A 21,489-nucleotide genomic window follows, 5' to 3' on the forward strand; every position below is an offset into this window, starting at 1 on the left:
CTTCATCACGGTTCTGAAAGCGCACGAGATCCAAATCTCCATGGACGGCAAGGGCGCTTGGCGCGACAACGTCTTCGTCGAGCGACTGTGGCGGACGATCAAATACGAGGAGGTTTATCTCAGAGCCTACGACAGTGTCGGCGAAGCCCGCGCCTCGATCGGCCGTTATCTGAGCTTTTACAACGCACGACGTCCGCATTCCCGCCTCGGCGGCAATGCGCCCGACGCCATCTACTTCAAACAGCCGCTGTCCGCCGCGGCCTGAAACCCGCAGGCGATCCACTTATCCAAACCGGCGAGACTGTTCAGACAACCGGGACCACCTCTTTCAATATCCCTCGTAAGCCCTTTGTTCTGGGCAATTTTGATTCATTGCGATAGGCGTTTTTCGTCGCCGATGACTTTAAGCCGATCGTCCGCACCCGTGTTCCAGCGCCATAAAACAAGATTAAGCGCGGTCGGGGGCGCACCGCGGGCGAAACTCCGGACGAGCAGGCCAGCAAAACAATTGGCCAAAAGCCGTTCGGCAAAATCCTGCGTCTGGACATCGAGGCGCTTCAACATTCGGTCCCGCCAATCCGGGTTGGCAAGGTCGTCCGCGCTCATTCCGTAGCCATCAAGAGCTTGCCGATCGCGCGTATCGAAAACAGGACGAAGATTTGCGCGATAAGCGACCAATGTCGTCGGCTGAAGCGTTCCGACCTGATTGGCTTCGCGCAAGGCGACGTCAGGTGAGAGCGAGAGATAGAGTGCCTCGCGACCTCGGGCGTTGAAGCGGCCGCCATGGATCGCCGCGCCACGGCCGGAAAGAGGCTCGCGGGCGTAGACCGGATTGAGCGTGCGATAAAGAAGGCCCTCGTAACGGGCTTCTTTCAGCAAATCCTGCCCTTCGACGGGTCCACGGCAACGTGGGGCATTGCGACCGGCATCAGGCGAAAACGCCGGCGTCGACCGCGTCGACATAATCTAGAACATCGCCGGCTCGTCCGTCCTGGACGAGTTGCATAGCGGTTTGCCCATCGAAACCGGCAAGCGGCTCGGACCGGTACCAGGCATACGCGATCAGCGCCGAACCGAACCGCGGCTCGACCTTGTTCAGGACTTCGATCATCTCCCGAAGACGGCGTTGGGTCCGGTCGGACCCGATCCGCGACTTTCGCTGAACGGCGTCGCGACCGAGACCAGCGGTGCGAGCGATTTCGTCGTTGGTCGTCCGCAGCGCTTCCGCAATTCTTCGAGGTGCAAACATCCCGTTTTCTTCAACAGTCTGGAGATTCATACTGTTCCTCAAAGCCATCAAAATTGACGCAAGTTAGCGTCATAGCTGGTGGCGCGCAAGATATCTGCGGGTTCGTTCCGTGTCCAAGGTCCTGAAAGTCAGCGGCGCACTCGGACTGCACCCCGTTCCAACCGGACAGTCGGCATAGCCGATAAGGCATAGGCATCCGCCTCTAAGTACGACTACGTCGAAAGCTTCGGACGGCTCGTTTTCATGGGCCGAAGTCATCACTTCGGTGCAACATCAGTGCCGTTGCTCAGTGGGCGAGAAGGCGCGCTTCGTGAAGGAGGCGAGGCAGCCCGGGATGGGTGTTTTCTTCGTCGCTCGCCAGGCCGAGAATTCTCCCTCACAGCTCTTTGACCGGAAGCGTCGGATGCTGGAAGGCCGCCATGCTGCAGTTCAGGTGGACGAGGACGTCATTGGAACGTTCAGCGTCCGAGATCTGCAGAAGCGCTTTCGCGATCTCGAACGGCTTCTCGGTTGCAAGACCATAGAGAACGAGATCCTCAAGGAAGCCTTGGATGTCGCACGCCCACAAACATCCGTTCCAGCTGGTGGTGGGTCTCGGTTTGGTCGATCGTCTCACGCCGCCCGTGGCTCGATCTCGTGATAGTCGCCCGAGCGCCGCGCCTCCATCAGGTCGTAGGCGTTCTGCAGGCGCAGCCAAAAGCCCTCGGATGTGCCGAAGTACCGGGATAGGCGCAGGTCGGTATCGGCGGTGACCGCACGGCGACCGCGGACCAGCTCACCAATGCGCGTGGCCGGCACACCGATTGCGGTGGCGAGTGCGTTCTTGGTCAGGCCCATGGGCTCCAGATAGTCTTCGAGCAGGATCTCGCCCGGGTGAACGTTGGGTAGCCAGTTTTGGGTCGTCTGTACACTCATGGCTGCCTCCTCAAGGTCAGTGGTAATCGACGATTTCGACATCGTAGGCATTTCCAGCGTCCCATCGAAAGCAGATGCGCCACTGGTCATTGATGCGGACGCTGTGCTGGCCGGCGCGGTTGCCCTGCAGCGCCTCCAGACGGTTGCCGGGAGGAATGCGCAGATCGTCCAGTCCTGCCGCGGCATCCAGTTGTCGCAGCTTCTTCAGCGCCGTGCGTTGAATGTCGCCGGGCAGCCTACGAGCAGCCCGTCCGCTTGCGATCGCCTCGGTCTGTTTGTCTCTGAAACTGACGATCATCCGGTGGGCACGCTGAGAATGTATGGAAGTGATATAACGCTTCGCAGCATATGACGCAACGCGTTATTTCGCACTGCTTTTTTCGGAGTTCTGCAGGCCGCCAGAAGCAGCCACACGAAAGCACGGCGTTTACTACGTAAAAATCAAAAATATCTCCTGAAAGTCGAGCCTTCCCGACAACCCTTCAATGGCTCGCAGCTACGGACCGGTATGCTTTCCGCTTCGGATCGTCTGCACACCACATAGCTGAGGAGAGCTATCGATAGAGGCCCGAGAACAGGTCCCCGATTGCGCGGCGCATGAGATAGGTGATGCGGCGACGGGCGAGATGGTGGGGCCGGTCGTGGATCATGTGACAGCGCTGGCAGAGCGCGGCGAGGTTTCCCGCCTCGTTGTTCGAAACGTCATGATTGAGATGGGCGCAGGCGAGCGAGACCCTCGTGAAGCGCGGCGCGAACTCCGGCGGCAGGGCGTCCGGTGCTGGCAGGTTGGTGCGTAGCTTTCGGCCCCTGCCGTCGCGCCAGCAGGCATCTACCTCGTCGAACCAGCGGCCGTCGCCGAGATGGCAGATGGTTGCGCCGTGAGGCCGGGCGCAACGCTCGCAGCGGCCCTTGGCGCGGCGGAACCGGACCGAACGGGAGAGCTCGGTCCAGTCGAGCGGATAGAAGCCACGCAGGTCATGCTTGATCGGCATCGGCATGCTCCTTCGATCGCAGCCCCGCTGGCCTCATGCGCCGCTTGGCTCGCGTCCCGCCGGCTAAGGACGGCTCCGTCGGCTCGTGCAACGCCGAAGCGCCTACGGCGTCTCGATGTACGCCATCTCGCCCGACACTGTCCGCGTCCGCGCCGGTCTCGGCTTGCGGGGGGCCGCCTACGCCGTCTCCGTCCACAGAGACGTTCTCTTTATATTTATCACGCGCGCGAGTGATGGTCAGCCGGCTTACGCCGTAGTGCCGCGCGAGCCGCGAGATCGAAATGCCTTCGGCAAGTTTGGCGACGACCGACTGCTGCTGGCTCGGCGTCAGGCGCGGCGGTCGGCCGAGGACCTTGCCTTCGGCTTTGGCCCGTTCGAGTCCGGCCTGGGTGCGTTCGATGAGAAGATCGCGCTCGAACTCGGCGACCGCGTTGATGACGCCCATGGTCATTCGGCCCGCCGGGCTCGTCAGGTCCACACCGCCGAGGGCGAGGCAGTGGACCTTGATGCCGAGTTCGGCCAGTTCGTCGACGGTCTTCCTGACATCCATCGCGTTGCGGCCGAGCCGGTCGAGCTTGGTGACGACGAGGATGTCGCCCTCCTCCAGCCGGTCGACGAGTTTGGAGAACCCGGGCCGCTCGGAAGCCGCCACCGATCCCGACACCGTCTCCGCGATCACCCGACGCGGCTGGACCTCGAAGCCGGCGGAGCGGATCTCGCCAAGCTGGTTGTTGGTGGTCTGCTCGATTGTCGACACGCGCGCGTAGGCGAAGATGCGGGACATGGAGAGAAGACGACTGGCTCTGGATTGCGGAACTGCATCGAAAACGCACCCGAACTTATCGGGCATGCCCTCAATTCGATCAAGCAGGGTTTCGAGCGTTTTCCACAGAGATGCTCAGAATCGGTCACATATGAGCGTACCATTCTTGACTAAGGCAGGTGATTGGTCATATTCTATTTTCGGTCACTCTAATACATCTTGACCAGTGAGCCACCAGAAGACACACTAGGTCTAGGCCCCATATATTGAGAAAGGGCAGTATGATGATCCGTGTAAATGTTCTCCCAAATGGTCGTCTAGTCCTGCCTGTCGCATTGCGTGAGAAGCTCGGAGTGCAGAAGGGCGGTCACGTGATGGCCGAACTGGTCGATGGTGAAGTTCATCTCACCACTCCGGACGCTGCCTTGGATCGAGCCAGAGCCATCTTTCGAGAATACGTGGCACCAGGAACAGAAATTGCGGACGAGGTCATCGCTGACCGACGCGAAGAGAATGACCGCGATCTTGGAAACCGGTCTGCCGAAGGCGAGACATCCTAATGCCGTCTTGCGTCGTCGACACCTCGGCCGTGTTCGTGGATCTCAACGAGGAGACCGGCGCTGCAGAAGCCAGACGCTGGCTTCGCGACGCCGCGATCTCCGCGATCAACCTTCAGGAAGTCGTTTCGAAGAGCGTCGACAAAGGAGTGCCTGCCGAGGCGGTTCCTCGACTGGTCGAAGCGCTCCGTCTCGATGTGCGAGCGCTCGATGCCGAACTCGCCATGGAGGCCGGTCTCATGCGCAGTGCGACGGTTCATCTCGGACTCAGCCACGGCGATCGCGCTTGCCTTGCTCTTGCCCGCCAACTCGATGTACCTGCCGTGACAGCGGACCGAGCATGGAAAGACGTGGAAGCCGAACTCGGCGTCAAGGTTGTCCTGGTCCGCTGACGATCTACTGCATTGTCCCGGTTTCGGCTTTTACTGGCTGCAAGACGAATGTCCCTTTCAAAGCGATACTCGTAGGAAGTGACCGTTCATTTGCCGACCTCTGACAGACAACATGTTGCCGATGAAGGGCATCGGGCAGATGGGAGGAATGGCGCTTGGCACGGGTCTCGGCGCTATCGTGTTTCTGATCGTTCTCGGCCTCTGCGCGGCGGCAGCCACCAAGTATCTGCGCCGTTGATCATCCGTATTCGGACCCGTCGCGTGGTCTTATCGGATTTTGATCAGGCCCTCGTGGCGCCTAGGTATTTCACGACGGCGACCGCTTTCTCAGCCAGCGATGTAGTGTTGCGGAACTACCGATCGTGCCAGCGGCCGTAATCTCTTCCCCGGTTGCCTGTCCGATCCCGTACGCCGCCATCCGGCGGCGACAGATCGCGAAGACCCATTCATCCGAGATCGAAACGATTGGGGAATCGAACTGGAACGAAGACGACGCTGCGCCTGTTTGCTGCATGTGGGCCGACAATTCCCAAGGGAGAAACGCGATGACCGAAGCGACCGGAGTTGACGCAAAGATGCCGCCGGCAAAGCCGAGCGACGAGGCCGACCAGAACCAACTAAAAATGGCCAAGGAAGAGGGTGCGAAATATCTTGCCTCGCTCGACTACATGGCAGAGAAGGTCGCCGACACCGGCGGCAAGATGCGGGCCAACGATTATATCGTCGCCTTTGCACAGGAACGCGCCGAAGGCATGTTCCACCGCAAGGACGGAAAGCTCGAATGGATCGAGGCTCCATCCGACATGAACTGTCACATGGAGATCGCTGTCCTCGACGCGGCCGATCACCGCTTCATCCCCTATCTCGACATCGACTGCACGCTGTCGCTGGAGGGCCAGGAGATCGTGCGTTTCAAGCCGGAATTCCTTTGGCATCCCGGGCTCTATCACTACGGCCGGGACCTGAAGCTTCCAGGTGACGGCGTCTACGACCTCAGCGTCAAGATCGCGCCGCCGACATTTCCGCGTCATGACGAGAAGAACGGCAAGCGCTACGCCGATCCGGTCGAGGTTACTTTCGAGAAGATCAGGATCGAAACCGGGCACGAATGACAGCGATCGACATCTCGGCCGTATCCGCTATGCCGTCGGTGCCCATCGGCATATAGTCCGGTTGCAGCAGCTTGACCTTACGCGCCACTGCCGACTTGTCCGCGCCGATGAAGGTCGGCACGTCGTAACCCACGGCGTTCATCGCACTGTGCGACTTGTGGCAATGGAGCGCCCAGTCGCCGGGATGGACCGCATCGAACTCGTAGGCGCGCATCGCGCCGACGGGAATGTCGATCGTCACCTCCGGCCAGCGTGCTTCCGGGCGCAGTCAGCCGCCGTCGGTGCAGATCTGGACTTGCTTCGTCATGGGCGAGCCTCAGTTGTGTGGAACCCGAATTGTTTTTCTGGAGAGTTCAGGCATCGGACCGAGAAGCGGAAATCGGTTCTTGGACAAATCCGTTTCTTCATCAGAGAGTTATACCAAATCCGGGGGATTAGCTCGGGTTTGAGATTTTGGACCACCAATTGTATCCGGTGCGGCTTTTTATTCGGTCGGTTTGGGTTGTCAGAGGGACGCACAGCTTTGCGACGAGGGCGTCGAGTTCGGTGAGGGTATCGAGCGATCGGTTGACGATGGGCTCGTCGACGAGGACCCAGAGGGTCTCGGCGGGCTGAAGTTCCGGCGTGTAGGGCGGCAGGAAAGCCAGCCGGACGCCCGGAGGTATGGCAAGATCGGGCGGAGCGTGCCACCCAGCATTGTCGAGAACGACGATGATGATTTCGTCCGGTCCAGTTCCGGCTTCTCTGGCAAGCAGCGCCAGGAGTTCTTCGAACAGGCGTTTCGAGACGCCGTTCGACAGATAGAAAAAGCTGTTCCCGGTTTGTGGTGAGACGAATGCGGTGACCTACAGCCATTCATAGCGAGGACGGAAAACGGCGGTCGGGCGCTGTCCGATCGGTGCCCAGACGCGGCGCAAGATCGGGCTCGGCCGCGATCTGCGCCTCGATCTCAGTGTCGAGCGCAACGAGCTGGCGTTCGATCTGCTTCAGCCGCTCGGCATTCTGACGCTTCAGGACAGCGATCGTCATGACCTTCGCCCGGTTCTTCGCCGCGGTCCGGTCCTTGATCAGCGCCTCGCGCGCGACGATCATCTGCTTGAGATCGCTCAAGGTCTGGCTCAGAACAGCACATGGTTCGAGCGAGAGGGCAACTCCCATCCGGGCCAGGAACGCCGCGTCGATCCGGTCGGTCTTGGCGAGCCGTCCGGCCGCCTCGGCAAAGCGCCGAGCGTTTCGCGGATTGACCTTGACGACGGGAAGCCCGGCCTCGGCGAGCCGGCGTTCCAGAGCGCGGTGATAAGCACCGGTGGCCTCGAAGACGATTCGGGCGGGTGGCTCACCGCTTCGCTCCACCCCACGCAGAAAGGCCCTGAGGCCGGTCTTGTCGTTGGCGAACTGCCGGCTCTCGCCACCCGGCAGACGGTGAACGTCGATCCTGTCTTTCGAGATGTCGATGCCGATGGTAGCCTCTGTCATCTTTTCCGAGCCTCTGCTTGTCGTCCGGAACCAGAGTCCGGGTATCCGTCAGGCCTTCGAGAAAAGACGAGGGTGATCAAACTCTAATTCGGCCCGTCAAACGGCCAGCGTCCGGGCGATCCATCCCTCGCCGCCGCGAAAAAGATAGGACCCCTTTCCGCGGCGGTTCATGTTTGCCTGATCGGCACAGAAAGTCATAAGACAAGCGTCCCCTGTGGGTCCGAATGGGTACGCAAAGCGCGCTCTGGCCGATCGGCCAAAACCGGACCGGCAGGTTTCGTGCGGAAGACTAAAAACGCTGCCTGCCCGTTTGCGTACGAGAAAATGTCTCATCGCAAGGCGTATCCCGGATAGGTGATGAGCCAGATCGCAGCGATCAGGCCGAGACCTCCGATCCATAAGGTGATCGTCATGATCCAGAAGCTGGATGTCTGGACCGCGCTGATCCAATGGGCTTCCGGGCGATGCGAGACCATCGAGGCCTTCAGCTGCACGGTCGCGGCGATGAACAGGCCGAGGACGATGAACCGCGTCGCGACGGCCTTGGCGACCCAGGTCGGATCGATCTCGTTGAAGAGTCCATTGAAGGCGATCCCGACACCGATCGCGCCGAGTGCCGTGCGCTGCCAACTGGCGAACGTGCGTTCATTCGCCAGGATCGTTCGATCTTCGGCAAGGTCCGTGCGGTCGCCGGCCAGTTCCGTCCGCGAGGCGACCGCGTCATCCTCGGGCACGATCGAACCTCATGCGACCGTGACGTGGATGCGGTGCCAACTCGTGCAGAGATAGCCAGCGAAGTTCCAGATGCCTTCCGTGCTATCGGACTGACCTTGACCCGCATCGTCTACCGCGCGGATAACTAGCTGGTGTTTTCCGGCTTCCAACTCAAACTCGGCGGACCACTGGACCCAAGTCTGAGGCGTGCCCGTTTCGTCGATCTCCGCGGAACGCCAAGTCTTTCCATCATCGCTCAAGACGTCAACCCGCGCGACTGCGCGGCCATACGCGATGGCGTACCCCGCGATAAGAATAGGACCGGCCGGGAGCGAAGCGCCGTCGGAGGGAATCCAGATCGCCGAGTTGACCGGCATCTCGTTGATCTTCAGGGCGGTGTCTCAGTCGGCTTCGTCCTGCGAGACGGAGGGATGGAAATGCTTCTAGTCCCGGCTCTGCGTCGGCGCCTCGCACGGGGCCGAACGCAATTCGATCGTCTCGACCCATTTGGCGTTGCGCACGCCCGCATAGCCCGGGACCACGAGGTGCAGCGGCGCGCCATGTTCCGGTGACAGCGGCTCGCCGTTCATCGCCCAGGCGAGCAGCGTGTCCGCGTGCAACGCCTTCTCGATCGGGATCGAAATCCCGAATTTCGTTTTCTCGCCTGCGACCGTGGTCGCGTCAGCGCAACGGAAGGCGACATGAGCTGTGGACGGATCGATCGCGATGCCGCCGAGCACGTCACGGAGCGCAACGCCGGTCCACTCGGCATTGCCGATCACCCCGATGCCCCAGCCGTCGCCGGTCGTCATCTGGTAGCCTGCATCTCTTGACGCTGGTTGCCCGCGCACTGGAGCGTCGCCGCAATGGTGCGCGTCTTGAATCTCGCCTTTAGGTCCGCAACCGAAACCGTCGTCTCTTTACCGGAACCACCGACGATCTTGATCGGATGATCGTCCGGCAGGCTCGGCACATCGCCATGGCAGCGAATGTAGAAGTCCGATTGCTTGGTGAGGAAGGAATCCCGAAGCCGCTCGGACCGCGTCTCGACGTTAAGGGAATCGTCGTTCTGCAGAAAGGTATGGTTGGTGTCGCGGACGGACGTTTCGGTCATGGTTTCAATTCCTCGCGTTATGGCTTGGGGAACAGCATGCTTCGGGCAAAGGGGGCGCCGGCTCGTTCCGAAGCAGAAGCATCGCGTCGATCACGAGCCGAGTACCGCCCAGATGACCAGCGCAGCGGCGGTCAGTACGACGACCGCGATGATCCACGATGTGACGGACCTTGATTGCCTGGGACTCGCCCCCTTCGACGCCCTGCGTCGACGCTCGTAGTCTACCAGTTCGTCGACCTCGGAGACCTCCGGATCCTGCCCTTTTCTGTCGTCGTTCATCGCCTCGCCCTCCCTTCTTTCGTCAGGCCGCTTCGCCGGCGAACACGGTGCGCATGAGAAAGAGTGCCGCGACGAGCCCGCCATCGCGGCCAGGACTGAACCGAGAACGTACAGTGTCGCGGTGACGAATTCGCCCCGTTCGTAGAGGGAGATGGCGTCGAGGGAGAACGTCGAGAAGGTCGTGAAGCCGCCGAGCACGCCCGTCGTCAGGAACAGGCTGAGCGGATGGTCGTTCGCAATGCGTTGCGCGAAGACCTCAATCAGGATGCCCATCGCGAACGAGCCGAGGACGTTGACGATCACCGTCGACAACGGAAACGAGAGGTCGGGAAGAAGCCGGACGACGGCGAGGTTCGTCGCGTGCCGCAAGCCTCCGCCGATCCCTGCTCCTGCGATGACGATAAGCATGTTCATATGCGCCCTTTCCGGTTCGGTGGGGCGGTACGAACGATCGGAGCGGCAGACGACAGAGCCCTACCACCGGCCGTTCGAAACGCGCCCGTGCGGTAGGAGCCATCAGCCTCGAAGACGAGGCGGTTATCGGGGGACTCCATCCCCATCCATCATCGTAGCAAAGATACGACCGATCGATCGCCAAGGCAAGACGAGGCTCGCGACACGATCTTCTATCGGCTTCGATGCGGTCGCCGGATGACGTGTGGATGTCATTCCGGCATCCGCCGATGTGGCCACCAGAAGGTTCGACACGACGCAGACCTTGGCGATCAGGCAAGGAGCGCCCGGACCGCGTCGCGCTCCTCGACGAGTTCGGCGACCGTCCGGTCGATCATCCGGCGCTGGAACTCGTCGATCTTAAGATCCTCGATCCGCTCGATCGAACCGGCAGTGCAGGTTGCCGGAACGCCGCAGTAGAGGCCTTCGGGAATGCCGTAGGCACCTATCGACGAAAGGCCCATCGACACCCAGCGGCCGTCCGAGCCGAGCATCCAGTCGCGCAGATGGTCGATCGCGGCGTTGGCCGCCGAGGCGGCGGACGAGGCATCCCGCGCCTCGATGATCGCACTGCCGCGCTGGGCGACTTTCGGGATCAGCGTTTCGCGGTACCAGGCCTCGTCCGAAATCGTCTCGTTGAGCGGACGCCCGTTCGCGGTCGCAAACGTCCAGTCGGCGAACATGGTCGGCGAATGGTTGCCCCAGACGACGAGCTTCTCGATCTCGCCGACGCCCACCCCCGCCTTGGCCGCAAGCTGCCCCTGCGCACGGTTGTGATCGAGACGGATCATAGAGGCGATGTTGTCGCGCGGGAAATTCGGTGCGCTTTCGGCCAGGATGAAGGCGTTGGTGTTGGCGGGGTTGCCGACGACGAGCACCTTCGCCTCGCGCTTCGCATTGGCATCGAGCGCCGCTCCTTGCGTCTTGAAGATTTCCGCGTTCGCCGAGAGAAGATCGCGCCGCTCCATGCCCTTCGAGCGGGGCCGCGAGCCGACGAGGAGCGCGGCATCGACGTCGCGGAAGGCCGCGTTCGGATCGTCGGTGACAGCAACGTCGGAAAGAAGCGGAAAGGCGCAGTCCTCGAGTTCCATGACGACGCCACGCACTGCATTCTGCGCCTGCGGCAGATCGAGAAGGTGAAGCGCGACGGGTCGATCCGCGCCGAAGAGGTCGCCCGCGGCGATCCGGAAGAGCAGCGAATAACAGATCTGTCCGGCAGCGCCGCTGACGGCGATGCGAAGGGGAGCTTTGGTCATGCGGGTGTCCTCTGCCTGAAGCGGTCGTTCGTAATGTCCTGACCGGAACCTGGCGTTCCCGGACGATCCGACCAACGAGAAATGCTGCTCGTTTCAATATGAAAAGCAGATCGATTACCGCGACGGGGAGTTCGGGGGTGTGGTGAAAGGGATCACGACGACACGGGAACCGCCCTGAAGACCGCCCCTGAGGCCGGGCCGAGGACAATCCCTCGCGTATAGGGACATCGATCGGCGGCGGATGGCTCACATACCGGGTTCGGAAGACTTGGAATAATCGGGCCAGCCCAGCCGTTCCTTCCATGACGGGCGCGGTTCCGCGTTCCGACAACGATTGGGAAGGACCATGACGATGACCCGAACCGCTACGCTTGCCCTCGCCGCTACGTTGCTGTCAGACCCCGCATTCGCCGACACCGTCGCCGATCGGATCGGCAAGACCGACCTTGCCGATCCATCGATCGAGCACGCGCCGAAGGACGGCGTGGTCAAGCTCTACGGCGCCGGCGGTCCGCACACGGCATTTCGCAAGGTTGCGGACGTCTGGGAGGAAGAGACCGGGAACGAGGTCGAGATCGTCGCCGGGCCGGAATCGGCCTGGTCCGCCGATGCCCAGGCCGATGCCGACATCATGTGGGGCACGTCCGAGCAGTCCATGACCGCGTTTCTGCTGACCTATCCTGCCTTCGACCATGAAGAGGTCGAGCCGATCTACATCCGTCCGACCGTCATCGCGGTGAAGGCCGGCAATCCGAAGGGTATCGAAGGCTTCGACGACCTTCTAGCGGACGGCATGAAGATCGTCGTGACGGAAGGTGCCGGCGTCTACAACACATCCGGGACAGGAACTTGGGAGGACGTTGCGGGACGGCTCGGACGCCTCAACGACATCGCACGGTTCCGGAAGAACATCGTCGCTTACGCCCTCGGTTCGGGCGCGAGTTTCGCCCAGTTCAAGGAAAAGGACGCCGATGCCTGGATCACCTGGCCGAACTGGCCGCTGACCCATCAGGACGTTCTCGACATGGTCGACGTCGAGGAGAACCGGACGATCTGGCGGGATGTCAACGTGGTGATCTCGCCGAAGGCCGATCCGACGGCGCAGGAGTTCCTCGATTTCCTCGTATCGGAGAAGGCCCAGACGATCATGGCGACCGAGGGCTGGCAGCGCTAATCTGCCGCGACCACGCAGCGGAACGATTTGCGACACTGGTACTCCTTGCATTGCGGAAAGGATCGGACCGGCGCTATAGCCGGTCCATGTCGACGGCGCTCCGCACTCATCTCGAACGCCTCCTACCGGAACTGAACGCCTACGCCCGCTCGATCTGCGAACGACGTGAGGACGGGGAGGACGTGGTGCAGGAGGCCGTGACCCGGGCGCTGACCGCCGCCGATCCGCCCGGCGCGATCGAGGAGCTGCGGCCTTGGATGTTCCGGGTGGTCCGCAATCTCAGAACGGATGCGGCAAGGCGCTCGAAGGTACGCAGGGACTATTTCGAACGTGAAGCGGGGGTCCGCGAAGATGACGTCACGCGCGCGAACTCGCACGAAGACATGCTGGTCCGCATGGCCTTCGAGGCGCTGCCGCCACAGACCCGTGAGATCCTGTTCCTGATCGACGTCATGGGACTGAGATACGACGAGGCGGCGTCGGTCCTCGGCGTGCCGCGAGGAACGGTGATGAGCCGGATCAGCCGCGCGCGCCGCGCGCTGCGCGAACGGATCGACGGCCCGGACCGCTGACAACTGGAGCGCGGAAAGAAGATGTCGTTGCAAACGGATGGCGCGGACAGCGGTGACCTGCCCGATTGGGACTGGGACAGCCTGTCCGCCTACATGGACGGCGAAATGGCGCCGGGGGAGGCGGCCGCCTTTGAGGAAAGGCTGCGCCGGGAGCCGGCGCTCGCGGCGATGCTCGAAAAGCTGGACGCACAGACAGCTGCGCTTCGTCGCATGCGGCCCGGCATAGCTCCGCTTTCGGTTTCACAATCCGGAAGCAGCCCGAACGGACAGGACGTCCTCGGAATCTTTCAGAGGACCGGGCGACCGACAACGTTCCTGAGGTCGCGAGGCTTAGGTCTTGCGCTCGCAGCCTGCCTTGCCCTGGTTGTCGTCGCGGCCGGGCTTTTCCTTCGCGCCGCAGACGGGCCCACGACCCTTGTCGGCATGCACGGGCGCTTCTTGTCCGTCCCTTCACATCCGCGGGGAACCGACACACTGCGACCGGCCGCGGCCACCGACGGACCCTTTCCGGATCTTTCGATTGCCGGCATGGAGATCGTTGCGACGGCAGAGACCAGGGACGGGAGCTTTGTCCACTATGCCGGCCCGAACGCATGCCGGCTCAGCCTTTTTTACGGTAGCGATCCCATCTTGACCGGAGCCGGGACGAACCTTTCCGCCCAATGGTCCGCGGGCGGAAAGACCTACGAGATAATCGCGGGAAGCATGGCGAGGGAGCGGTTCGCAGCGATCGAGACCTATCTGCGCCTCGTCACGCGCCGCGACAAAGGGCACGTCGTCTTTGCCGAACTCCGGAACCGGATCGACGCTGCGCCTCGCTGCGCTTGAGACTTCGGCGGTTGTTCACCGGTCCGTCGGAAAATTGAGCCCAATGTTTCCGCTTGCCCATCTCCGAGTGATCAGAGACTTTCGGTCAGGTATGGACGAATATGACCGAAACCTGTCTCAGTGCCCGGTGGTCAGGGACGTTGGCCCAACCCGTCGCTGTCGATCGAAGGCTCGGACGGCTTGGACACCTCGGGGAGTAGGCCTTTCCTGTTACTGTAATGTCCTGGGTCACATGCGCTTGGCGATCGGAAAATTTTGAAGCCGCTTTTGCGCCCGGCGATCTCACTGTCTTGATAAGACGCTCGTCACCTGAACTCCAAAAATTGCGCAACCCTCGTAAGCGTATCGGCGATCGTCGTCGCGTAACGGGGATCGGTGGCGAGAAGGATCGGCGAGGGATGAGGCATCCGGAAGACCGTGAGCTCTGGCCGGCATTCTGCGACTACCGGGGCCGCGCAGGCTGCGGTCCGACCCGCGAGCAGAACCCCGCGCAAATGGGGAAGACAGTTTAGAAACCGCGGAATTTCTACGAGCCCGCCTTCGATCTCGGCCCGGCGCGGGGAAAGGTTTCGCTTGCTCGAAATCGGTGGAAGCCAAGGGACGAGGTTCCACAGCACCGTCGTCTTTCGCTCGATCCCGGCTTCGGACAGAAAACGTCGCAGACTTCGTTGCGTCGGCGACGGGTTGTCGCGCGAGACGAAGCGCGGTGCCGTTCCCCGCCGCGCCGGCCTCTCCAGCAGGACGAGCAGCTTAGCATCGCTTCCGCCGTCCAACGGGTCGAAATGGGGCACGTCCCAGCCGCGGCTTCGAAGGCTCCACCAATAGAGGTTGAGCCGCGCCATGTGGACCTCACCGCAGGCGGTGAGCCGTGCAGTCCGTTCCACCTGAGACGAGACGGGTGCGGTCACGCTTCCTCCTCGATCATCGACCGGCACCGGTCGCGACGACGAGACCGAGCCCGAGGACGACAATGAAAATCCAGGACGCCGCACCGAGGATCGCCGGGCGTGCGCCTTCGGCAACCAGCTTGCGGATGTCGGTCTCGAGCCCCATCGCGGCGAGCGCCATGGCGAGGAGAAACTGGGTCAGTCCCTGGTGCCAGGGCTCCGCGGCAGCTGGTACGACACCGGTGGAGGCGACCGCGACCATCGCCACGAAGCCGAACACGAACCAGGGGATCGGCACGCCACCACCGGACTTGTCCTCGCTGGATTGTTTCTCGCCAGAACCCGACGTCCGCTCGTGCGCCAGATAGCCAAGCGCAAGGACGAGCGGCGCGAGCAGCATGACGCGTGTGAGCTTGGCGATGGTGCCGTAATGGCCCGCAGCCTCGCCCTGCTGGAAGGCGGCCGCCACGACCTGCGCAACCTCGTGGATCGTCGCGCCGGACCAGAGACCGTAGTCGATCGGACCAAGCTTGAGGACGGTCGTCTCGATCAGCGGGATCAGAACCATGGACAGCGAGCCGAATACCGTCACGCAGGCGACGGCATAGGCGACGTCCTCGTCCTTGCCGCGCGTTACGGTGTTCGTCGCGATCACCGCCGAGGCCCCGCAGACGGCCGTCCCTGCGGCGATGAGTTCGGTCAGCTTGCGATCGATGCCGAGGCGTGCGCCGAGCCACTTGGTGAAGACGAAGGTCGCGACCAGCGTCACGGTGATGATCGCGACGCCGAGCCAGCCGACCTCGACGACCTGGGAAAAGGTGAGCTGCAGGCCGAGCAGCACGATGCCCGCCTTGAGGATGACCTTAAGCGAGAACTGGACGCCGGGCTTGGCCGCCGCCGGCGTGCCGACCGTGTTGTGCAGCGCCATCCCGATGAGGATCGACAGGATCAGTGGCGACAGAACGTCGACGCCGGGAATGGCACGCAGGGCGAAAGACGCGGCAGCAATGCCGGCGGTGAGGAGGAGCCCGGTCCAGAAACCTGCTCCCGACGAGGCTGTCGTTTCACTGGCATCGGTCATGATTGATCCCAAATGTTTGCCCTGGCTCTAACGAAAGTCGCGGGAGCGGTCTCGGTCTATGGCGATCGGTCCGTTCGGCGAAGCGATCTCCTGTTCGTGCCGACGCGTCAGCGTCGCCGATTATTCCCGTTGTTCGAAAAAACCGTCCCATTCTATCGTCTGAGGAATAATCGGCGTGCCTCGCGCGTCTAAAGTGAGGAGTTGCGATTTTGCCGAAGCAATTCGCCAGGGCCTAGACGACAACGCCCCGGGGTTAATCGGTCGAAAAAGGCGGCTCCGGCTTGGATAAAGGGAGGAAACCATGATCGACACACTCGCCATCAAGCGCCGCCAATTCCTAATGGGTGCCGCAGGGCTTGCAGGGGTCGCGGCCTACGGCATGCCAGCGTCCGCACAGGACGGTGGAAAGCTTCCGGCCTACGCCTCATGGAAGGACGCCGACGATCTCATCGTCCACACCGACCAGACGCTGGAAACCAAGCGTGCCGCCCAGGGCGACGCGCTCGTCACGCCCTCGAGCGATCTCTACATCCGCAACAACCTGCCGGCGCCGTCCGAGGACATCGTCGCCGATCGCGATGCCTGGGAGGTCCAGTTCGAAGGGTTCGCCAACCCGGGTTCGATGACCGTCGGTGAGATGAAGACCCTCGGCGTCGAGACCGTGGTGTGCGTTCTCCAGTGTTCCGGCAACGGTCGAGCCTTCTTCGATCACGAAACGAGCGGCTCGCAGTGGGCGACGGGTGCAGCCGGCAACGTCGTGTGGACCGGCGTTCCCGTACGGGTTCTCGCCGAGGCGATGGGAGGTGCTGCGGAGGGTCGTCAATGGCTCACCGGTACGGGCGGCGAGGAGATCCCTGCGGGCCTGCCACCTGAGACGGTCCAGGTCGAGCGTTCGGTCCCGATCGACGCTATGGAGCGCGCAATCCTCGCCTGGGAGATGAACGGCGAGCCGGTTCCGCTCGCCCATGGCGGTCCGCTGCGACTGATCGTGCCCGGCTATTTCGGGGTCAACAACATCAAGTATATCAAGCGCCTCGCGCTCACTGCGGATCAGTCGCCGGCGAAGATCCAACAGACCGGCTACCGCGTGCGCCCGATCGGTGTCGAAGGCGATCCCTCGCAGCCCTCGATGTTCAAGATGAGTGTCAAATCCTGGATCACCGGTCCGCTCGAAAAAGCGTCCGCCGGAAAGGTGCAGATCCATGGTGTCGCCATGGGTGGCGTCAGCGAGCTCAAGACCATCGAAGTCTCGACCGACGGTGGCGAGACCTGGGCGGAAGCCCGGTTCCTTGGACCCGATATGGGTCCTTACGCCTGGAGACCGTTCGCATTGATCGCCGATCTTCCTGCAGGGGAGCACACGCTCGCGAGCCGGGCGACGGCGGCGGACGGGCTGTCTCAACCAGAGGACTTCCCACCCAACGAGCGCGGCTACGGCAACAACGGCTGGCGGGCTCACGCGGTGGACGTGACCGTCAGCTGACGCTGCGCCGCGAAACTGGCCGGTGCTCTATCGCCTAAAGACGCCATCACCCTCGAGCATCTTGCTCTTCATCATTGGGTTCGGGCCTCGTATGCCAGAGGCCCGAACCCGACGTAGGGTATGACGACCGACATTCGATGCACTCCCGAAGCTGCTCCGCGACCGAGTGGCGGGACGCTGCTGCCATGCACGCCTGGTTCCCGCGCACCTTCGCCGAATGTCACGGACGGACCCCTTAAATCGCTTTCGAAAGGACCTGAAAGCTATGCCCATCAGATCGACACCACTCTTCGCCGTTCTTGCGATGTGTTTCGCGAGTTTCCCAACCCTTGCCGCCGATCCCTCGGTCAATGTCGAGGAGGGTCGTGAAATCTTCACCAAGAAGGCCGAACCAGCCTGTGCCGTCTGCCACACGCTCGCCGATGCCGATGCGTCCGGTGCCGTCGGCCCGAACCTCGACGAGTTGAAACCGAGCGCGGACCGCGTCGCCGCGGCCGTCAAGAGCGGTATCGGCGTGATGCCGGCGTTCGCAGACAGCCTGACGGCCGACAAGATCGCGACTGTTTCGGCCTATGTGGCAGAGGTCGCCGGAAAGAAGTAGCGCATGGCGCTAGGCCCGCCGTTTCGGATCAGTCGAAGCGCACAACGTTGGGACGTCATCGGACCATTGGTTTTGTATACGGCTCTTGAGCATCGGCGACGGCGGGACCGGGACCGGGACCGGCGATGCTCGCAAAGGCGAAGGCGTGCCAGACGGTCAAGTCCATTGCCGAGCGCGTCCGCGGCAAGCTGACCGTCATAGAGATGAAGTGACGCCTCGGCGGGGGCCCGATGCGACAAGGCGCCAGGTCCTCCGATCCGACACTGCAAGCTCGGTCTCTCCCATCAGTAGAGACCGAGCCCTATAGAGACATTCATTCTAAGGAAAACCGATCATGACAGCTACGAAGAAGACGACCCTCGGAGCCCTTCTTGGCGCCGGTGCGATCGCATTTTTCTCGACGACGTTTCTTGCCGAAGCCGGGGAGGTAATGAAGGTCTATTCGTCGCCGACCTGCGGCTGCTGCGCCGCCTGGGTCCGCCATGTCGAGGACGCCGGCTACGACGTGACGGTCGAGCACCTCGCCTCGGCTGACCTCTACGCCAAGAAGAAGGAGGCGGGTTTCTCGCCGCAGCACGCCTCCTGTCACACCGGCCTCGTCGGCGGTTACGCCATCGAAGGCCACGTGCCGGTGGCGGAGATCAAGCGGCTTCTTGCCGAACGTCCCGACGCGGTCGGTCTGTCGGTTCCTGGCATGCCGGCGGATGCGCCGGGGATGGGATCCGGCGACACGCCTTACGACGTACTCCTCGTCAAAGCGGACGGCTCCACCGAGGTGTTCGCGAGCTATCCGCGTTGAGCCTTCGCATAGATTTCATGGCCACCATGTCCCTTAAATGCGGACAGGCAGTGGATCTGCGAGCAGCTACCTGCGAGTCCCGGTCGGACAGCCTCCTTGCGAAGAACCCCATTGGTTTGGGTATGAAAGGCTTACCAATGCCAGAGACAAATCGCTGGTCCGTACCGTTACATCGCGCGGTTTCGGCGTGAATTAATATTACAGCGAATCCTGCTTTCATGCGATCTCTGCGGCAATCGAAGCGCCGGCGATCGGGCGCAATGCTGCTACGAGATCTTCTGCGCTTCTGACTTTCTAAGCATGTACGAAACCGGTCTTTTCGGGGGGCTGGATGGGCTCCGCCCTCGCATTCGAAGAAACGCGGGCAGCTAGAACTATACCAATTCGTATACTTCGAATGTGGAACGCTTGATAGATAATCTTATTTTTATAAAAAATTTACAGCGGGGGCTAAGACAATGTTCGACTGGATCACGGGGTTTATCACGCAATCGGGCTATCTTGGCATCGCGTTCTTGATGTTCGCGGAGAACATCTTTCCGCCGATTCCCTCCGAACTCATCATGCCGCTCGCCGGCTTTTCCGCCGCCGAGGGCGATCTGTCGCTGATCGGCGTGCTGGTCGCGGGCACGATCGGCTCTCTTCTCGGTGCCTTACCTTGGTACTACGCCGGGTATTACTTCAAGCTCGACCGGCTCAAGCGCCTCGCAGATCGCCACGGGCGATGGCTGACCATGACTTCCGACGATGTCGACACGGCATCGTCGTGGTTCCGACGCTATGGCGCGAGCGCGGTCTTCTTCGGAAGGCTCATCCCGACCGTGCGAACCCTGATCTCTGTGCCGGCGGGAATCAATCGGATGGGAATGGTGCGGTTCCTAGCCTGGTCGGCGCTCGGAACGGTAATATGGACTACGTTCCTGACGCTCGCGGGCTACGTTCTCCAGTCCCAGTACGACCTTGTTGCCGGCTGGCTCGATCCCGTCACGCAGGCGGTCGTCGCGTTCCTTGTCCTCGGCTACGTCTACCGGGTCGTCACGTTCGGGCGACGGCAGAAGAAACAGCGGGAGCATCGAACGGATGAGAAAGCATCGTAGGTTCGGCGCGAGCGCTAAACCGACCCGAAGAGGCGGAACCTCGGTCGGTCGTCTCGACGGGGGTGCGCGGATCGCCACCCAGCGAGAGCAACCATTTTGCTTCTTCGCCCGCGAAACCGGAGGCTACGGCAAGTGCGAGCAGGTCGATACGGCTTAGCGGCATAGACAATCTCAACGGGAGCGGAGAAAGGAAGGTTTGCGGATGAAGTCGGAGACCTTGTCGAGCCCCATCATTGCGGACACCGTTTCTCCGACGCGGACGACGAACGCGACGAACGGGCTTAGCAAGCCGGATCGGAGAAACCCCGCTGCACAGACGCCGATCGACGCGCCGGCAACGACATCTGTCGGGAAATGCACGCCGAGAGCGACCCGCGACCAGCCAACGAAAACGGTCGCCGTCGCGAGGATCGCGGCGATCCGGGAACGCCCGGCAAAGGTGAGGCTCGCGGTCACCGCTGCCATGACGGCCACGTGGTCGCTCGGGAACGAACTGTCGGCGGCATGGTCGAGGACGTTCCCCGCAAGACCGATCATGAAGGGTCTCGGTTCGAAAACGAGAAACGAGATCAGTCCGGACAAGGCCAGAGCCATGCCTGCGGCGATCGCCGCAGTGGCTCCGTCTGTCCGGTCACCGTTCCTGTCGCGAAGCCAGAGCGCGATCAGGACGAACGGAACGAGCGCGATCAGCCAGTCCGCCGCTCCGGTTTCGAACGGCGCCAACGTTTCGGCGGCGAAGCCGTGAATGAAAGGGAACAGTGAAAGGTCGAACTGGGTAGGCATGACATCCTCTCGATGGATGCCCGATGATCGCGGAAAAGGTTCGCTGCCGCGTGGCCGGAACTATACGGATCGGTAACGGTGCGGCGCAGGATGCGCCGCACTAAGACCCAACCGTCAGTCGAAGCGATAGGAGATCGTCGCCCAGAGGGTGCTGAAATCGGTCCGGTCGTTCGTTTTAGCGTTGAAGTCGACGATGCCAGCAGCGTTCCGCCCCGTCGCCGACCAGTCGCTCTTGCCGAGGTCGGTGTAGGGGTATTCGAGCCCGAGCGAGACATGTGGATCGATGAGATATTCGATGCCACCGCCGACCGTGTAACCGGTGTCGAACTTGTCCTTGTTCTCGGAGAAGGCCCCGTCAAAGGGACCGAAAACACTGGTCGACTGGCTTCTCCCGGCGTAGGCGAAGCCGCCGGTGCCGTAGACAAGCAGATCGTCGAAGGCATAACCGATACGGCCCCTGACAGTCCCCAGATAGTCGATCCTGTCCTTGGTGGAGAAGTTCACGCCACCGACGGAAAACCCTCGATTGTTGATTTCCACCCGGAACTGACCCGGGAAGCTGCCTGATTTCCACTGAGATTTGACCCATGTGAGCCTTTCCCCCGAGCGAGAGCGAAGGGGGCTATGGAGTGATCCACGTGGGACTTTTGAACGTCATCCACCGCCTGGCTTTGCGAGAGAAGCTGCCGATCCGGGAGATCGCCAGGCGGACCGGGCTCTCCCGCAACACCATCAAGAAGTATCTGAAGGCCGGCACGATCGAGCCGAAGTTCTCGGTGCCGGAACGGGCGAGCAAGCTGGACCCGTTCGCCGACAAGCTCGCGGCCTGGCTGAAGACGGAAGCATCGAAGTCACGCAAGCAACGCCGGCCTTTGACCCACTTGCATGCCGATCTCGTCGCTCTTGGGTTCA

General features: G+C 62.0%; 28 protein-coding genes, 5 pseudogenes and 1 riboswitch. Of the genes and pseudogenes, 14 read left to right on the top strand and 19 right to left on the bottom strand.

Features of this window, described 5'->3' with window-relative positions; translation table 11 throughout:
- Nucleotides 1-40 precede the first annotated feature (40 nt).
- Complete coding sequence (locus tag U0C82_RS17470) at nt 41-265, top strand: integrase core domain-containing protein (protein ID WP_416186713.1); 225 nt, start codon at nt 41-43, stop codon at nt 263-265.
- A 104-nt stretch (nt 266-369) separates the two neighbouring features.
- Here the strand turns inward: U0C82_RS17470 and U0C82_RS17475 are convergent, their stop codons facing one another.
- Together U0C82_RS17475 and U0C82_RS17480 are read right to left on the bottom strand one after the other, a co-directional pair.
- Nucleotides 370-879 carry an RES family NAD+ phosphorylase gene (locus U0C82_RS17475; RefSeq protein ID WP_322188965.1) on the bottom strand — a complete coding sequence of 170 codons (510 nt, stop codon included), beginning with the start codon at nt 877-879 and terminating at the stop codon, nt 370-372.
- Between the two features lie 49 nt (nt 880-928).
- Nucleotides 929-1,279: an antitoxin Xre/MbcA/ParS toxin-binding domain-containing protein gene (locus tag U0C82_RS17480; RefSeq protein ID WP_322189013.1), complete on the bottom strand. Its 351-nt coding sequence runs from the start codon at nt 1,277-1,279 to the stop codon at nt 929-931.
- Nucleotides 1,280-1,505: 226 nt separating this feature from the next.
- Between U0C82_RS17480 and U0C82_RS17485 the strand changes: the two are divergent.
- Nucleotides 1,506-1,811, top strand: a pseudogene (locus U0C82_RS17485) (transposase); the annotation flags it as partial.
- Nucleotides 1,812-1,861: 50 nt separating this feature from the next.
- Here U0C82_RS17485 and U0C82_RS17490 read toward each other — a convergent pair.
- The 4 genes and pseudogenes from U0C82_RS17490 to U0C82_RS17505 form a co-directional block, all read right to left on the bottom strand.
- Nucleotides 1,862-2,206, bottom strand: coding sequence for a HigA family addiction module antitoxin (locus U0C82_RS17490; protein WP_416186714.1), 345 nt, complete (start codon nt 2,204-2,206; stop codon nt 1,862-1,864).
- Nucleotides 2,181-2,462, bottom strand: a complete 282-nt coding sequence (locus U0C82_RS17495) for a type II toxin-antitoxin system RelE/ParE family toxin (protein ID WP_322188969.1) — start codon at nt 2,460-2,462, stop codon at nt 2,181-2,183. Before U0C82_RS17495 ends, U0C82_RS17490 begins: the two co-directional genes overlap by 26 nt.
- 256 nt (nt 2,463-2,718) lie before the next feature.
- Nucleotides 2,719-3,156 (bottom strand): hypothetical protein, encoded by a 438-nt coding sequence (locus U0C82_RS17500; RefSeq protein ID WP_322188971.1) that lies wholly within the window; start codon nt 3,154-3,156, stop codon nt 2,719-2,721.
- 199 nt (nt 3,157-3,355) lie between these two features.
- Nucleotides 3,356-3,940: pseudogene (locus tag U0C82_RS17505) on the bottom strand (recombinase family protein); the annotation flags it as partial.
- A gap of 260 nt (nt 3,941-4,200) precedes the next feature.
- Between U0C82_RS17505 and U0C82_RS17510 the strand changes: the two are divergent.
- From U0C82_RS17510 to U0C82_RS18990, 4 genes are all read left to right on the top strand, one after another.
- Complete coding sequence (locus U0C82_RS17510; protein WP_244556902.1) at nt 4,201-4,479, top strand: AbrB/MazE/SpoVT family DNA-binding domain-containing protein; 279 nt, start codon at nt 4,201-4,203, stop codon at nt 4,477-4,479.
- Nucleotides 4,479-4,868: a type II toxin-antitoxin system VapC family toxin gene (locus U0C82_RS17515; RefSeq protein WP_322188973.1), complete on the top strand. Its 390-nt coding sequence runs from the start codon at nt 4,479-4,481 to the stop codon at nt 4,866-4,868. Before U0C82_RS17510 ends, U0C82_RS17515 begins: the two co-directional genes overlap by 1 nt.
- 112 nt (nt 4,869-4,980) lie before the next feature.
- A complete protein-coding gene (locus U0C82_RS17520) occupies nt 4,981-5,106 on the top strand; it encodes a hypothetical protein (protein ID WP_280173790.1) in 126 nt (41 codons plus the stop codon).
- Nucleotides 5,107-5,683: 577 nt separating this feature from the next.
- Nucleotides 5,684-5,980 carry an iron transporter gene (locus U0C82_RS18990; protein WP_416186716.1) on the top strand — a complete coding sequence of 99 codons (297 nt, stop codon included), beginning with the start codon at nt 5,684-5,686 and terminating at the stop codon, nt 5,978-5,980.
- On the opposite strand, the pseudogene U0C82_RS17530 reads toward U0C82_RS18990, so the two are convergent.
- The 9 genes and pseudogenes from U0C82_RS17530 to U0C82_RS17565 all read right to left on the bottom strand — a co-directional run.
- Nucleotides 5,979-6,266: pseudogene (locus tag U0C82_RS17530) on the bottom strand (multicopper oxidase domain-containing protein); the annotation flags it as partial. The gene U0C82_RS18990 and the pseudogene U0C82_RS17530 sit on opposite strands and share 2 nt — an antisense overlap.
- A 148-nt stretch (nt 6,267-6,414) precedes the next feature.
- Nucleotides 6,415-6,807, bottom strand: a pseudogene (locus tag U0C82_RS18995) (transposase); the annotation flags it as partial.
- A gap of 28 nt (nt 6,808-6,835) precedes the next feature.
- Nucleotides 6,836-7,456: an IS110 family transposase gene (locus U0C82_RS17535; protein ID WP_322188977.1), complete on the bottom strand. Its 621-nt coding sequence runs from the start codon at nt 7,454-7,456 to the stop codon at nt 6,836-6,838.
- A gap of 329 nt (nt 7,457-7,785) precedes the next feature.
- Nucleotides 7,786-8,190 (bottom strand): YidH family protein, encoded by a 405-nt coding sequence (locus U0C82_RS17540; protein WP_322188979.1) that lies wholly within the window; start codon nt 8,188-8,190, stop codon nt 7,786-7,788.
- Nucleotides 8,191-8,199: 9 nt separating this feature from the next.
- The gene (locus tag U0C82_RS17545) at nt 8,200-8,547 is read right to left on the bottom strand and encodes a molybdopterin-binding protein (protein ID WP_322188981.1); all 348 of its coding nucleotides are present in this window, start codon (nt 8,545-8,547) and stop codon (nt 8,200-8,202) included.
- 66 nt (nt 8,548-8,613) lie between these two features.
- A complete protein-coding gene (locus tag U0C82_RS17550; protein ID WP_322188983.1) occupies nt 8,614-8,982 on the bottom strand; it encodes a molybdopterin-dependent oxidoreductase in 369 nt (122 codons plus the stop codon).
- Nucleotides 8,979-9,284, bottom strand: a complete 306-nt coding sequence (locus U0C82_RS17555) for a molybdopterin-dependent oxidoreductase (protein WP_210190503.1) — start codon at nt 9,282-9,284, stop codon at nt 8,979-8,981. The genes U0C82_RS17550 and U0C82_RS17555 overlap by 4 nt, the downstream gene beginning before the upstream one ends.
- 354 nt (nt 9,285-9,638) lie before the next feature.
- Nucleotides 9,639-9,977, bottom strand: a pseudogene (crcB, locus tag U0C82_RS17560) (fluoride efflux transporter CrcB); the annotation flags it as partial.
- Nucleotides 9,978-10,063: 86 nt separating this feature from the next.
- A riboswitch (Fluoride riboswitch) is annotated at nt 10,064-10,130 on the bottom strand.
- A 158-nt stretch (nt 10,131-10,288) separates the two neighbouring features.
- The gene (locus tag U0C82_RS17565; protein ID WP_322188985.1) at nt 10,289-11,272 is read right to left on the bottom strand and encodes a malate dehydrogenase; all 984 of its coding nucleotides are present in this window, start codon (nt 11,270-11,272) and stop codon (nt 10,289-10,291) included.
- 352 nt (nt 11,273-11,624) lie between these two features.
- Here U0C82_RS17565 and U0C82_RS17570 point away from each other — a divergent pair, with 352 nt between their 5' ends.
- The 3 genes from U0C82_RS17570 to U0C82_RS17580 all read left to right on the top strand — a co-directional run bounded on the left by U0C82_RS17570 (nt 11,625) and on the right by U0C82_RS17580 (nt 13,846).
- A complete protein-coding gene (locus tag U0C82_RS17570) occupies nt 11,625-12,446 on the top strand; it encodes an extracellular solute-binding protein (RefSeq protein WP_322188987.1) in 822 nt (273 codons plus the stop codon).
- Nucleotides 12,447-12,532: 86 nt separating this feature from the next.
- Nucleotides 12,533-13,018 carry an RNA polymerase sigma factor gene (locus U0C82_RS17575; protein ID WP_322188989.1) on the top strand — a complete coding sequence of 162 codons (486 nt, stop codon included), beginning with the start codon at nt 12,533-12,535 and terminating at the stop codon, nt 13,016-13,018.
- Nucleotides 13,019-13,648: 630 nt separating this feature from the next.
- Nucleotides 13,649-13,846 (top strand): hypothetical protein, encoded by a 198-nt coding sequence (locus tag U0C82_RS17580; protein WP_322188991.1) that lies wholly within the window; start codon nt 13,649-13,651, stop codon nt 13,844-13,846.
- A 305-nt stretch (nt 13,847-14,151) separates the two neighbouring features.
- On the opposite strand, the gene U0C82_RS17585 is transcribed toward U0C82_RS17580, so the two are convergent.
- Nucleotides 14,152-14,754, bottom strand: coding sequence for a uracil-DNA glycosylase (locus U0C82_RS17585; RefSeq protein ID WP_322188993.1), 603 nt, complete (start codon nt 14,752-14,754; stop codon nt 14,152-14,154).
- A 13-nt stretch (nt 14,755-14,767) separates the two neighbouring features.
- Complete coding sequence (locus tag U0C82_RS17590; RefSeq protein WP_322188995.1) at nt 14,768-15,814, bottom strand: YeiH family protein; 1,047 nt, start codon at nt 15,812-15,814, stop codon at nt 14,768-14,770.
- Between the two features lie 301 nt (nt 15,815-16,115).
- Here U0C82_RS17590 and sorT point away from each other — a divergent pair, with 301 nt between their 5' ends.
- The 4 genes from sorT (at nt 16,116) to U0C82_RS17610 (ending at nt 19,794) form a co-directional block, all read left to right on the top strand.
- Complete coding sequence (sorT, locus tag U0C82_RS17595) at nt 16,116-17,297, top strand: SorT family sulfite dehydrogenase catalytic subunit (protein WP_322188997.1); 1,182 nt, start codon at nt 16,116-16,118, stop codon at nt 17,295-17,297.
- A 265-nt stretch (nt 17,298-17,562) separates the two neighbouring features.
- Entirely contained in the window at nt 17,563-17,898 is a 336-nt protein-coding gene (gene sorU / locus U0C82_RS17600) for a SorU family sulfite dehydrogenase c-type cytochrome subunit (protein WP_416186715.1), read from the top strand.
- A gap of 334 nt (nt 17,899-18,232) precedes the next feature.
- Nucleotides 18,233-18,697, top strand: coding sequence for a DUF411 domain-containing protein (locus U0C82_RS17605; RefSeq protein ID WP_322188999.1), 465 nt, complete (start codon nt 18,233-18,235; stop codon nt 18,695-18,697).
- Nucleotides 18,698-19,155: 458 nt separating this feature from the next.
- Nucleotides 19,156-19,794 (top strand): DedA family protein, encoded by a 639-nt coding sequence (locus tag U0C82_RS17610; RefSeq protein ID WP_322189001.1) that lies wholly within the window; start codon nt 19,156-19,158, stop codon nt 19,792-19,794.
- Between the two features lie 171 nt (nt 19,795-19,965).
- Here the strand turns inward: U0C82_RS17610 and U0C82_RS17615 are convergent, their stop codons facing one another.
- Together U0C82_RS17615 and U0C82_RS17620 are read right to left on the bottom strand one after the other, a co-directional pair.
- Nucleotides 19,966-20,577: a phosphatase PAP2 family protein gene (locus tag U0C82_RS17615; protein ID WP_322189003.1), complete on the bottom strand. Its 612-nt coding sequence runs from the start codon at nt 20,575-20,577 to the stop codon at nt 19,966-19,968.
- 114 nt (nt 20,578-20,691) lie between these two features.
- Entirely contained in the window at nt 20,692-21,117 is a 426-nt protein-coding gene (locus tag U0C82_RS17620) for an outer membrane protein (protein WP_322189005.1), read from the bottom strand.
- Nucleotides 21,118-21,215: 98 nt separating this feature from the next.
- On the opposite strand from U0C82_RS17620, the gene U0C82_RS17625 reads away from it, so the two are divergent.
- Nucleotides 21,216-21,489, top strand: a 274-nt coding sequence (locus U0C82_RS17625) for a helix-turn-helix domain-containing protein (protein WP_322189007.1), incomplete at its 3' end; no start/stop codon positions are given.

This window comes from Fulvimarina uroteuthidis (assembly GCF_034321785.1).
GTDB lineage: Bacteria > Pseudomonadota > Alphaproteobacteria > Rhizobiales > Rhizobiaceae > Fulvimarina > Fulvimarina uroteuthidis.